This window comes from Dictyobacter formicarum (assembly GCF_016587435.1).
In genome coordinates this window covers 221,729-235,111 of record NZ_BNJJ01000015.1, presented here as the reverse complement: position 1 = coordinate 235,111, position 13,383 = coordinate 221,729, and the positions used below count along the sequence as shown (strand labels likewise).

General features: G+C 55.3%; 9 protein-coding genes and 1 pseudogene. 7 read left to right on the top strand and 3 right to left on the bottom strand.

All coding sequences use genetic code 11. The features are described 5' to 3' along the window. Window positions 1–211: hypothetical protein (locus JMI88_RS39650; RefSeq protein ID WP_236023064.1), on the bottom strand; the 211-nt coding region annotated here is incomplete at its 3' end. Window positions 212–340: 129 nt separating this feature from the next. Between JMI88_RS39650 and JMI88_RS25430 the strand changes: the two genes are divergently transcribed. The 5 genes and pseudogenes from JMI88_RS25430 (at window position 341) to JMI88_RS25410 (ending at window position 7,524) form a co-directional block, all read left to right on the top strand. Next, entirely contained in the window at window positions 341–589 is a 249-nt protein-coding gene (locus JMI88_RS25430) for a helix-turn-helix domain-containing protein (RefSeq protein WP_201364755.1), read from the top strand. A 215-nt stretch (window positions 590–804) separates the two neighbouring features. Further along, window positions 805–2,242, top strand: a pseudogene (locus tag JMI88_RS25425) (PAS domain-containing sensor histidine kinase); the annotation flags it as partial. Window positions 2,243–2,878: 636 nt separating this feature from the next. Then, window positions 2,879–5,443: a PAS domain S-box protein gene (locus JMI88_RS25420; protein ID WP_201364754.1), complete on the top strand. Its 2,565-nt coding sequence runs from the start codon at window positions 2,879–2,881 to the stop codon at window positions 5,441–5,443. Then, a complete protein-coding gene (locus JMI88_RS25415; RefSeq protein ID WP_201364753.1) occupies window positions 5,436–5,645 on the top strand; it encodes a hypothetical protein in 210 nt (69 codons plus the stop codon). The genes JMI88_RS25420 and JMI88_RS25415 overlap by 8 nt, the downstream gene beginning before the upstream one ends. Window positions 5,646–6,636: 991 nt before the next feature. Continuing rightward, window positions 6,637–7,524, top strand: coding sequence for a haloalkane dehalogenase (locus JMI88_RS25410; protein ID WP_201364752.1), 888 nt, complete (start codon window positions 6,637–6,639; stop codon window positions 7,522–7,524). A 584-nt stretch (window positions 7,525–8,108) separates the two neighbouring features. On the opposite strand, the gene JMI88_RS25405 is transcribed toward JMI88_RS25410, so the two are convergent. Together JMI88_RS25405 and JMI88_RS25400 are read right to left on the bottom strand one after the other, a co-directional pair. Further along, entirely contained in the window at window positions 8,109–9,968 is a 1,860-nt protein-coding gene (locus tag JMI88_RS25405) for a reverse transcriptase/maturase family protein (protein WP_201360246.1), read from the bottom strand. Between the two features lie 854 nt (window positions 9,969–10,822). Then, window positions 10,823–11,764 (bottom strand): transposase, encoded by a 942-nt coding sequence (locus tag JMI88_RS25400; protein ID WP_201364751.1) that lies wholly within the window; start codon window positions 11,762–11,764, stop codon window positions 10,823–10,825. Window positions 11,765–12,145: 381 nt separating this feature from the next. Here JMI88_RS25400 and JMI88_RS25395 point away from each other — a divergent pair, with 381 nt between their 5' ends. Both JMI88_RS25395 and JMI88_RS25390 read left to right on the top strand, forming a co-directional pair. Next, complete coding sequence (locus tag JMI88_RS25395) at window positions 12,146–12,589, top strand: hypothetical protein (protein WP_201364750.1); 444 nt, start codon at window positions 12,146–12,148, stop codon at window positions 12,587–12,589. A gap of 389 nt (window positions 12,590–12,978) precedes the next feature. Further along, window positions 12,979–13,197 (top strand): hypothetical protein, encoded by a 219-nt coding sequence (locus JMI88_RS25390; RefSeq protein WP_201364749.1) that lies wholly within the window; start codon window positions 12,979–12,981, stop codon window positions 13,195–13,197. Window positions 13,198–13,383: the final 186 nt, after the last annotated feature.

The window sequence follows — 13,383 nt, the reverse complement described above, 5'->3', positions numbered from 1 at the left end:
TTGGGATAGGATGGATGCATGGCGATACTCCCTGGTTGTGTTCAGTGTAAATGACGTTTGAGCAGAGCGTATCGCTTTTTCCTCTGGATTTCCAGGGGTTCGATGTCGTCGGACACCCCGGGAGACGAGGGACCAACTGCATACAGATGATGGCGGGTTCATACGGCCACACTTGTGGCTGTTCTTCACATGTGAGATACTGAGATGACATGTCGAAAAACCTCCTCGATACAGCTGATGCTTCTCTTTTGCTTCAGTGTATCGTCGGAGGTTTTCTTTTGCTACCTCATCCGTGAAATTCGGGATGACTTATGTTTGCTGACGACGAAGTAGACAGCTTATGTGGAGCGCCAATGTTGGGGCTCCAGAGAAGGATAGGGCTATGAAGACGACCCGGAAACATTTGATCGAGGCAACCAAAGAGCTGCACTGGGAGCGAGGGTACGAGGCGATGAGTCCGCGCGCGGTCCTGGAGCGCAGCGGCGCGGGCCAGGGCAGCCTCTACCACCATTTTCGCGGCAAGGCTGAGCTGGTCTCAACCGCGCTGGACGAGATTGGCACGGACATGACCCGAAACCTGAGCACGTAACCCCAATCAGAAGCAGCTGACCGGGAATACGAAGATCAGCTCGCTTGTTTCTCGAATGTATTAGACTTTGTCTAAAGCAAAATTCTTTCTCTCAGAGCAGGGACACATTTCCGCGACCAGGGATGGGGACACGTGAAAGGGAGGTTGACTCCACGATGTGGAATACAAAGCAGACCGGGCGTGGCGCTTCTGTATCATGTGACATGCTCTTTGATGCCATTCCCCAGTTGGTTTGGACAACAGGACCCGACGGCTTGCACGACTACATCAATCAGCACAGGCGGGACTACACCGGACTCACACTTGAGCAGCTCCAGCGTGACCGCTGGGCGTATCTTCAGTCCGTCCATCCTGCTGATCAGGAAAGCAGCCGAGCGCACTGGCAGCATGCGCTGGAGACCGGAGCCTTGTATGAGCACGAACAGCGGATGCGCCAGGGCACGACCGGGGAGTATCGCTGGTTTTTAGTCCGGCGCCGTGCCAGTGCGTGATGAAACCGGTCAGATCGTCAAGTGGTTTGGCACCTGTACCAACATTGAGGACCAGAAGCGCATTGAGGAGGCCCTGCGCCAGAGTCAGGAGCACGTGAGCATCCTGATGAACTCCAACATTATCGGGATCTTTGTCGACGAAGGTGAGCAGATTGTGGAGGCCAACGACACCTTTCTGCGCATGACCGGCTATACCCGTGAAGACCTATGTGAAGGGCGCATCAACTGGAGGCATATGACCCCTCCAGAGTATCTAGCGCTCACCCTGCAGGCCAATCAGGCACTTGACGCTCAACACGTTGTGACGCCGTATGAAAAAGAGTATGTGTGTAAAGATGGCAGTCGCCTTCCGGCGCTCGTGGGCGCGGTCCTCCTCCAGCATCACCCACGCCAGGCGATCGGCTTTGTGCTGGATAACTCCGCACGCAAGGAACTGGAACAACGCAAAGATGACTTTATCAACATGGCCAGCCATGAACTAAGAAACCCGCTCACCGCCTTGAAGATGCAGACCCAACTGGTGCGCAAACGACTGGAAAAGCAATCCCAGCACGAGGCTGCCACAGCGCTTGCCCGGATGGAAGGTCCCATCAAACAACTCGAACGTCTGATCGCAGAGTTACTGGATGTCTCCAAGATCCAGGCAGGCAGACTAGAGTACGTCCGGGAGCGGGTGGACCTCGACGAGTTGTTGCGGGAGGTCACCGCCACCATCCACCACCTCCATCCAAGCCATACCATCCTGGTCCGTGGGAGCGTGCATACCAGCCTGATCGGGGATCGAGACCGGCTGGGACAGGTCTTCACCAACCTGCTCAGCAATGCCATCAAGTATTCGCCAGATGCCCAGACCGTTGAGATGGATCTCTCCGCCTCCGACGAGGTGGTCACGATCCGGGTCCGCGATCATGGCCTGGGCATCCCGCGAGAGCTGCGCGACAAAATTTTTGAGCGGTTCTATCGGGTCACTGATCCCAAGCGGAAAGCGATTCCGGGCCTGGGCATGGGGCTCTATATTGTGGCCGAGATCATCAAACATCATGGAGGAACCATCACGGTGGAGAGCGAGGTCGGAAAAGGATCGACCTTTACGGTGACCCTTCCTAGGAAGAGGGAGGCCTGGGCATGGAAAGGACGCCACGCGCGTCGTCAGAGGCTGTGAGGGCGGCGAGAGCCGTGTGCGGGCACCCTCGCGCGTTTCATGCCACCTGAGAGAATACTCCCCTCTGGCACGGCTCTCTCCCTGACACCTTTAAAAGCACATGGAGTTGATTGCGTGTCTGGCCGCGCATCAGGAGGAAGTTATCTCGCTGCGTGAGTCGTTACTCCAGCTCCTCATAAATGGCAGGAGGAGGGCTCTAAAGGCCAGGTTGAAGAAGAGCGGCTAACTGTGTAAATCCCTAATTGATTGCGGTGAGTTTTGTCTTATTCTCTGAGGGCAAGGAGCGAAGATGGCCCCCTCTCAAGGATGCCCGTTACCTCAAATAATTGTACAGAGATTACCGCACTCAATGCTAGGATTTACACCCTCTCCACACCGATGTATGCTCCCTTCGCTTTCTCTTCCCCTTCTTCCACCTACCTCCCTCCATTCGTCCGGTTGTCCATATTCCCACCGGGGGTTCAGCGCATTCGTCAAAGCGCGGCACGAGCGCGTTATAGCCCTGGGAATACTATGGTAGTGTCTGTTTGTTTTGATAAAGGAACACGTTATTTGAGTATTCTTCTTAACTTCTAGCAGGAATGCAGCTTCGTTCTCAGGGATGGGGAGGTACATGAAAGGGATCGCTATCACCATATGTCCAATATCAACCCGACCAAACGTCCTCTTCTAGCGTCGCACCAGACGCCCCTACAGATTCTAGAGACACTTCCCGGTGCCTTCTTTCTTGTCGACGACGCCGCCACGATTGTCTATGCCAATGCGAGTACGCAAGCCATCCTAGGCGCCACACGAGAGGATGTATTGGGCAAGCCTTTGTGGCGCGGCGCTCCCCAGTTGGTGAGCACCGCACTCTACCGGGCCGTCCAGAAGACCAGACAAACCAGAGCACCAAGCGAAGTGGAGTATGTGTCTCCCGTGACGGGGACCTGGCTGCACGTGCAGCTCTCTCCCACGGTTGGGGGGCTGATGGTGCAAGTCCACCAAGGCAGAACCGTAGCCCAGCGAGAGGCACCGGTTCCCCAGGGCGAGCGTCTCTCCATCGAGGACCTAGATGGCTTGTATAGCAGAATCAGCGTTCTGACCCCCGAGGGGATCGTCCTAGAGATCAACGAGGTCCCCTTGGCAGAGGCGCGCGTCCGACGCGAGGAGGTGATCGGCAAACCGCTGGCCGAAACTTCCTGGTGGTCCGATACTCCTGCCGCTCAAGAGCAGGTACATGCCGCGATCGCGCGAGCCAGCAGGGGAGAAACCGTGCGGTTCGAGGCGGTGATTCACCCCAGGGAAGGCCTGGACCGTCACCTGGAGGTCGCGATCACTCCCCACAGGGATGCAGATCACCACATCGCGTACCTCATCTTCGCCGGCATCGACATCACCGAGCGCAAGCGCGCCGAAGCGGAACTCCATGTCCTCATCGATGCGATCCCCCAGCAGGTCTGGATCATGCGACCCGACGGCTCTTATGACTCGTTTAATCAGCGCGCGCACGACTATACCGGCCTGAGTACCGAAGAATCTCAGGGGGAGGGATGGATGCAGTGCCTGCATCCAGAAGACCGGTCACGCGTCCGCTCCGCGTGGCAGTGCGCCGTCCAGACCGGCGGGGTGTATGAAACGGAAGTGCGCTTGCGCCAGAACACGACCGGGGAGTATCGCTGGTTCTTAGCCCGCGGCATGCCAATGCGCGATGACACTGGCCAGATTATCAAGTGGTTTGGCACCAGCACCGACATTGAGGAGCAGAAACGGGCGGAGCAGCAGCTCAAAGAAAGCCGAGAGAGCTTGCGCGTACTGACTGAAACGGTGCCCCAGCTAGTATGGGTGGCACGATCCGACGGCCTGCTCGAGTACTCGAACCAGCACTGGCAGGACTATACCAGGTTCACGTTTGAACACATGCAAAACGACCGCTGGGCTCATTTCCAGTTCATCCATCCTGCTGATCAGGAAGGCACCCGAGCTTGCTGGCAGCATGCCCTGGACATGGGAACCATGTATGAACACGAAGAGCGTCTCAGAAATGGCCAGAATGGGGAGTATCGCTGGTTCTTAACGCGCGGCATGCCGATGCGCGATGACACCGGCCAGATTATCAAGTGGTTTGGCACCAGCACCGACATTGAGGAGCAGAAACGGACGGAGGAAGCCTTACGCCAGAGTCAGGAACACGCGAGCATCCTGATGAACTCCAACATTATCGGGATCAATATCATCGAAGGTGAGCAGATTGTGGAGGCCAACGACACCTTTCTGCGCATGACCGGCTATACCCGCGAAGACCTGCGAGCCGGGAACATGAACTGGTTGCACATGACGGCTCCAGACGATCTGGCTCGTACCTTAGAGGCCCATCAGGAACATGCCACTCAGCTGTCTATAACGCCCTATGAGAAAGAGTACGTGTGTAAAGATGGCAGTCGCCTTCCGGTGCTTGTGGGTGGGGTCCTCTTCCAGCATCACCCACACCAAGCGATCGGCTTTGTGCTCGATAACTCGGCGCGCAAGGAACTGGAACAACGCAAAGATGACTTTATCAACATGGCCAGCCATGAACTAAGAAACCCGCTCACCGCCTTGAAGATGCAGACCCAACTAGTGCGCAAACGACTGGAAAAGCAATCCCAGCACGAGGCTGCCACAGCGCTTGCCCGGATGGAAGGTCCCATCAAACAACTCGAACGTCTGATCGCAGAGTTACTGGATGTCTCCAAGATCCAGGCAGGCAGACTAGAGTACGTCCGGGAGCGGGTGGACCTCGACGAGTTGTTGCGGGAGGTCACCGCCACCATCCACCACCTCCATCCAAGCCATACCATCCTGGTCCGTGGGAGCGTGCATACCAGCCTGATCGGGGATCGAGACCGGCTGGGACAGGTCTTCACCAACCTGCTCAGCAATGCCATCAAGTATTCGCCAGATGCCCAGACCGTTGAGATGGATCTCTCCGCCTCCGACGAGGTGGTCACGATCCGGGTCCGCGATCATGGCCTGGGCATTCCGCGAGAGCTGCGCGACAAAATTTTTGAGCGGTTCTATCGGGTCACTGATCCCAAGCGGAAAGCGATTCCGGGCCTGGGCATGGGGCTCTATATTGTGGCCGAGATCATCAAACATCATGGAGGAACCATCACGGCGGACAGCGCCGTTGGGGAAGGCTCGGCCTTTATGGTGACCCTTCCTCTCATGAGGGATGCCTGAGCAGTTGACGCGCGTGGCGTGCGCGTCAACTGAGACAGAGATCATGGTAGACACCTTTACCTTTTTGAGTCCTCCTGCCCCATATCCTCAGTTGTTTGTTCTCATCGTTCCTGATGCGGTCTCTGCCGGAATGCCGCATCGGGAGCAGGAACAGACGGAAGGAGTTGGCCATGCTGTGGTCAAAAGACCTGGGCCAGATTAAGGCAACTATTCGAGATTAAGCATTCGTCGGAAATACCTCAGTGAGTTGCCCCATGGGGCGAATCGTCGCTATCAGGAGAAGGAAGGGGCATCTGCTGGCGATGATTTACGGGTGGAAAGGTTGGCATCCTGTGGACCAGGTCTGTATCGTTGCCAGACCATGTGAGCTTGGTGCGACAGCAAAAAGCAGTGCTCGTTTTGTACAGGGCTGAGCACTGCTGAGCAGCCCTGGAAAAGTTAGCTCGGCGTCAGCGATTCCTGTTTCCATGGATACGATCAGGCTCACCCACTGCCCCGCTTGCGAAAAGCCTCTCAGCACATTACGCTTGAGGTGGTAAATTCACTGAAGGGTGGACCGATTTTACATCGAAGGGTGGGAATTTGCACTGAATGTTGGAAATCGGGGCTTCGTCTCCAGGCTATGCCGCCCCCGCTACGGCTTCTTCCATCGATATCTTGTAAATGAGGCCCCTCATGCTTGGCACGAACCGAGCACAATGGGTTGTATGGGTTGTGGTGGATGATCGGGACGGTGAGGTGAAGGTCAGGTGAAACATGCGGTGTTCAGCTTGCACCTCAAGTGCAGAATGGAAGTGTCCATACTTCTATTGATAGTGGGGAACTCGCCATTCTTCGTGGAGCGTGAATACTGGAAGCTCACTTCCATGTTCGTGTGACACACGTTGCCCCTACGCTCCGCAATGCCAGGCGACGAATTTACACGTCTGGCGTGGAAGGGAACCAGATGTAGCGAGGATGAAGAGGCGGCTTCACGATGATTCTCATGATTCGCGTCAATTTTCCATCCTTCAGCTCAAAATCTGACCACCCTTGAGTTAAATTACCATGAGGGTGCCAAAGCGTGAAGGACCTGAAAAATAGTCCAAGCTCATGGCATGGGGAGGTGGACAGCGATACCAAAAAGCTCCACTGTCCGCCTCTTTCCACGCCCCTAACCTGCATTTACTCCAAAGAAAGAAGGAGAAGCCAACATGATCTCTGCGGCATTTCCGTACCAAAAACAGCGGCGGCGGGTCCAGGGCCTCGAGATGGCGTACGTGGAGGTGGGAGAGGGCGACCCCATCGTGCTGCTGCACGGCAATCCCACCTCGTCGTACCTCTGGCGCAACGTGCTGCCGCACCTGCAGCCACGAGGCCGCTGCATCGCCCCCGACCTGATCGGCATGGGCGACTCCGACAAGCTGCCTGACAGCGGCCCCGGCTCGTATCGCTTCGTTGAGCACCGCCGCTACCTCGACGCTTTGCTCGAGGCCTTGGACGTGCGCGAGCGGGTCATCCTCGTCGTCCATGACTGGGGCTCGGCCCTCGGCTTCGACTGGGCCAATCGCCACCGCGAGGCTGTGAAGGGAATCGCGTTCATGGAGGCGATCGTGGCGCCGCAGGGCCCGGACCACTGGGACAAGATGGGAATGCGTCAAGCCTTGGAGGCGCTGCGTTCGGAGGCCGGCGAGGATATGGTCCTGCGAGACAACTTCTTCGTCGAGCAGATCCTGCCGAAGGCCGTCCTGCGCACCCTCTCCGACGAGGAGATGGCGGAATACCGACGGCCGTTCGCCGAGCCCGGCGAGGGGCGACGGCCAACGCTGACGTGGCCCCGGGAAATCCCCATCGAGGGCGAGCCCGCCGATGTGACTGCGATCGCGGCTGATTACGCGGACTGGCTGGGGACGAGCAATGTGCCTAAGCTGTTCCTGAAGGCTGAGCCAGGTGCGATCCTCGCCAACGATACACTGGTCAACCTCGTCCGCGGGTGGCCCGCGCTGACCGAGAACAAGGTGTCGGGGATCCATTTCGTCCAGGAAGATTCGCCGGACGAAGTCGGGCGGGCTATCGCCGGCTGGATGGGGGCGTTGGGCTGACGGAGGCCATGTAGGGCCACGATGGCGTGGTGTCGTCCAGCTGGCTCGGCTCAGTAAGGTGAATGCCGGTCAAGTGAAGGCTTGATGAGTGCTAGCGATACAGAGATTGTAACCTGCCTCCGTAAAAAGCCGGGTAAGCCAATATTTGCCTCTTGCGGACCAGTAGGCTATTGCACTCAGCCGCTATGGCGAAGCTACCTTAATGGTATGCACAAACCGGTTTATTGCCACAGAGATGAATGGGGAAACCCGATGCATCTCCAGAAAGCCTGGTGAACCTCTGCGCCGGGCTTTTCTTTTGCGCGGCAATGAGAAAGGCCCTGGACGACACCAGGGCCTTCGCTCTTTCAAATGTCGTTGCTCAGAAGAGTTCATTTACCAGAGTTGTTATTTACAACATTCTACGTTGATACGCTAGATGGGGAGTGGGGTGCCCAGGTACAATATGTATCAGTGCTCATATTGGAGGGCAAATGCTTACGTCCGACGTAGGGTAAGAGGCCGGGTCCTGATGACTCAGGAACACCAACCCCTCCCCTCCGAACGCAGCATGCACCCTTTCGATGCACTACGCTCTCACGAAATCACCTACGTTTTTCTGAGGCGTATGGGTTGTACGCCAAGTCAGTAAGACGCATCCCGTCATATTCGCCGCGATGAATCTTCTGGTGACATGATCTACAAACTGGGAGTTGCTTTCGGTTGAGTGCTTGCAAAATGGCATTAAATCCTGTTGGTGGTTTTGCTCCCGTCTTGCGAATATGGCGGACATGGTGCATTTCCACCTGTAAGGGATCGTTGCATACACAGCACGCTTTCCCTAATTTTGAACGCGTTCGCATCGTGATTGTCCACAGCAAGAGGTCAATTTTGGCATTCCCGACCTGGAACCCGTTTCGTTGTTTTTTCCAATCATGGTTGACATAAAACGATACCTTGCGGTCTGGTTTGTCCTTGATTTTCACAGGGATCGTGATCGTTTTGCCAAATCTCTTGTAGATGCGTCTCACGGAGTATCGGTACTTCGCTGCCAGGGTTTTTGCAAGCGAGTATTGGAGAATATATTGAATTCTCATGAAGTGCTGAAAGTTGTCAGCGAACCGGTAGTAATTTTGAAGGCCCCGGTTAATTCCATTGTAGAGTTGAACGATTTGATCCGGATCGAGGGCGATCCACGCCTTTTTCGTCGTAGGTATCCCTTTTGCCGTACAGAACCCTTTGCTCTCCAATTTTTTGATAAGTTTGTGGGTTGGGGCTTCCATGATGATCTCTGAACCCGTTGACCGTCGTTTGAATGGTTTGCTCAGACCATTGTTGATCGTGACGACTCTTTGGATTCCTCCTCTACCAATGAAGAGTTGCGTTCCCAAAAACTGAGCTTGTTCTTCTCGTGCATGGGTGATACGAGTCTTTTCCTCGCTCAGCGTGAGCTTGAGATGGTCACGCAAGAAGGACTTGAGTTCTTCCTTTACTTGTTCTGCCAGCGTTCGTGGACCACATATACCCACCAACCAATCATCGGCATACCTCAGGTATTTGACCCGAATGAAATCGGGGTCGTTGACCTCGACTGCTGGCATACTCCTCATCTGCCTCACCAGTTCGCGGTAGGCTTTGGTGTGTCCTCCTCCTTTCTTTTGTAGTCGTCTTTTGCGTTCTACCAGATTGTGGTAAAGCGGATTCTTCCGTTTCTTTTTCCCTCGTTCTAAGCGTGCGCGTATCCCTTCGACTTTTTCATCTAATTCATGGAGATATACGTTCGCTAATATTGGGCTGGCAATTCCCCCCTGAGGGGTTCCTGCCAGACTATCATGTCTTGCTTCTTGCAGGTCCAGGTATCCTGCCCGAAGCAGTTTCCAGATGAGATTGAGGAAACGTTCGTCTCGGATCTTCTTACGAAGCAGGCCGACGAGCACTCCATGCTCGATGCTTCCGAAACAGTCGGAGATATCGCCTTCTAGGAACCAATTCGTCGCAGGCCATTTCCCGCGAATCTCTCGGAGGGCAGTATGGCAACTTCGACCCGGTCGGAAGCCGTGGCTGGCTTCGTGGAAGTAGGGGCCGTGTGGGCTATCGTAGATACATTCGAGGATCAGACGAATCACCTCTTGTACCACCTTATCCCGTGTAGAAGGGATACCCAGTTTCCGCATTTTTCCATTGGGTTTGGGGATGTAGACGGTGCGAACCGGTTTGAACTGGAATTGCTCCGTTCGCATCTCTTGGATGATTTGTTGGATCGCTTGAAGTGAAAAACCGTCGATGGTTTTTCCATCTGATCCAGGGGTTATATTTCCTGGGGCTGATTTCATCCTTTCGTAGGCTACAATGTAGAGATCAACCTTGTAGAGCAATCGATACAGATTGCTATTGAGCCATTCCCGGTCTGTATTCAGTTTTCGTAGGCATTCAAGTCGCTGTAGGGTCTTCTGTGACTCGTCCAAGTCAACCCTCCTCGATTGAATTTGATTCCCTAGAGTCCTTCGCCCTCATCTTGAGGCACTACTATGACTCCTCCGTGACCGTGGCCTTTACAGGCTTTAGGCCATCCCTCAGTTCCTCCGAACATCTCGGTCTGTACGTAGGTGCTTCGTTCGTCATTTCCCTCTCCATGAGGGCTGGCTCCAACAAGAGCTTGAGCAGGAAGTAGTACCGTTCCCACTCACGTTGGACACAGGCAGTAGTCTCGTTTCCTGTGGGCTGTCACCCGGTTCCGCCGTGACTAAAGTTCAAACAATGCAGTTTTCACCATATACAGCCTGACTGACCGACCTCTGGTTCTTGAGACTAGAACTTCACCGGCCTTTGTTCCGGCATGCTATTGTCCCCCCTCCCTTTCGGGTTGAAGGTAAGCCGTTGTCTTATTCACCTTGCTCTAGTGAACCCGCTTCCCTGCGGGAGAGACGTTCGTGGCACAGAGGCGCACTACTACGAAGACTCCGTCCCCATAGACCTCGCGGTCCTTAGGGGATCCCGCGTTTGCGCAGATGAAACGTTAAGTGCGTGTAGGTCCCCTTCCGTTCCTTCTCAGGCTCCTTGCCTGCCACTTGCTGGAGAGAGCATTGCGCATCCGGCTACAACTGATGCGTATTCCAGCGTCATCACTTCAGGCATGATGTGATGGATATGGATGGTATCGCGCGGAACTCAGATTCGACAGTCCCAGTCTAACCATGCGCACAGGACTTGCGGAGCAGCGACATACATGCCTTCTCTCGTTCTCCACTTTATAGACATGCTGTTGTCCTCTTTGGGTTTCCCCTCTAAGTAAGTCATTGTCCTAGAGGTTGTTTTGCTCTCAACCTCTCCTGCATAGTGTAGGAATTTCATCTGCACCGACACGGCGCACGTAGCCGACCCAACTTGTGCTCCTCTTCTTGCTGTAATGAGCCTCTTCGTCGTAGGGAGAACCGATGTAGCGAGAGGATGGAGGTATATCCTCAGAAGAACGCCAGCGCACGACATCATCAATACGTTGGTAATTTTGCACCCACATCTGCCGCATGATCTCAACAGCTGGAACGTGACGGAGCCACTCTGGGGCGGTTGGATCAAACACGGCTTCGAGCAGCTCCCTTCCCTGCTGCCCAATTTCTTCGGCAAACGCGAGGCGTGCGGCTTCGCCCACAGGGATGCGCGAATCTTCACTGCGAGGGCCATAGCGTTCCACCCACGCTGGGTGATTATGAGCTCGTAGCCAGTCGGGAGCAACCACTGCGAGACTATTGAGGGCCGCGCGCATCGTTTCCCAGACACACAGTACCCGGTTGAGGGCGCGGATCTTGGCCAAGACATGGGTTGAGTCAGTCCGTTGCCTTCTATGTGCTTTGAGCCAGCCTTTTTGCTGAAAGAGGCTGAGCATCTTCTCCAGCAGAAGCTCTTGAGCATGGTTATCTATCAGACGTGAACGAAATTCGGAGAGCACCGAAGCGTCAAAGCCCGGATCCGTGAGTTCCAAGCCCAGAAGATACTTCCAATCGAGCCTCCCTCGTACAGCGTCTGCCGCTTGCCGATCAGAGAGGTTCTCCACAAATTGCATGACAGTAACCAGCGCCAATCGCCATGGAGCTTCGGCTGGCTGGCCTTCCTTAGGAAAGAGATCGGCGAAATCTTCATCGGTGTAGATACTTCCCAAGACAGTGCGCATCTGCATGTAGATATTGCCTTTGGGGTAGGCGGCGCCTGCTATGCGTGCGGTTTCTTGAGGAACTGGACCGATGGCTTGTGCTTTGAGGGACATTGATGCTCTCCTTGTGGTGATTCTTCGCTTGTTGTGTCTTCCTCTTTTTTCTCATCTCTTTCTTTATCGTCAGATTTTTGGGGATTCGACAGCGGTATCAAGCCTGCGGAAGAACCAACATATGTGTCACTGGCAAGGACGAAGAGATTGTCAAATCACAGCATGAAGCCAGAAACGGCCAGCAGAGCGGGACGATTTTTCTCCTAACGCTAAATAAAAAACGCTTCTATGCCTTATTGCTTGTTTTGCAGCTCAATTAATCATCAAATCTCTTCAGACAGTATCGTTGTTCTTGCAGCCATCGCTGCTTTCTTCTCTGTTCTCTGTGTCTTGCCGTCTGTCTGATTCTGCTCCGACACAGCAGAGGGAAGTGAAGAGAGCGTGCTGGCAGACCATGGGCACGCTCCCAGAGGCACACGTCAGCGTCCTGCTTCCACGTCAGGCTGGGAAACGGGCAACCTGCTCGATGGGTGGACGGCAGCGCTCCTCGCCCTCATGGCCCAACTCCAGCCAGGAGACAGCTGGAAGCCTGGGGATGTCAGCGGCGCCGTGATCGCGTTGGCCAAAGAGCAGCCTGAAGGCGTCGTGTCGGCGAACGGCGGACGCAATTCAGGCAGCCTCTTCACGACACTCGCACCAAGCAGGGGATCTTCGGCTCTCTCAGAACGCGTGTCTCATGCTGCCATGACCCTCAGAACGGCCATTTTCTGTCCAGAATCGGATGCATTGATTTCGTCCAAACAAATTCGTGGTCAAGCCGCTCCACGCCTCGAATTTTGGGGGGTGTTCTACAGGAGTAACACTCCTGTAGATCCCCTTTGTTGACGAGTGTCTCTGCTCAGCACTTCTTTCTCCCCAACGGTGTCATCTCGAGTTGCTCCATCTCTCTGGGTCTATCCATCTCAGCCAGGCTTTTCTGTATGCGGTGTTTCTTCAGGTTCCTTCTCCATACGCTCTCTCTCCGCTCTCTCCTTTGTTGTTCCCCTACGTGTTCCATACGCTCCGCAGAGAGCATGCCTCTCTCTTTCGTGTGTTTGCTGTGACCACAGCAAACACACGATCTCCCTCTCCTGGGGGACGTGGTCTCTCGCTGTGGTGGACCGCTGGCTTTCCGTGGCAGCGTGACCTGAGACGCTGCCAGGTGCAGGGCGTGGGAGACGTGCACGGTCGCACGGTGGGCGTGCACGCCGTGTGCTGAGGCACACCACGTTGAGATGCGGCTGGAGGTGCCTGAGAAGGTGGCACGCGTGGGTTGGTATGCTGGAGGCGTGACAGCGGGGCTGAAGGGCTTCCTGGGGGCAGACTGGAGGGCAGACTGGGGCACACGCTCTGGAGGCGGTCTCTGCTTCTGGGAGGCGTCTGGGAGGCGTTGGGAACAGCAGCGGCTCATGATCGTGCGCGTGGATGGAGCGGAGCAGTCCAGTGCATCATGATGCCATGCCCTTTTCCCAGCCAGCCATGGGTGAGCTCACCCATGGCTGGCTGGGAACGCTCCTGCTGAGCGGCTGCCGAGAACTCCGCGCACCGTCTCGGGGTCCTGACCGTGTGTTTGACCGTGTGCTTTGGTTCTTGTGGTACATATATATGTTCCTGTTTGACAAGAATGGAGTAACACAGTA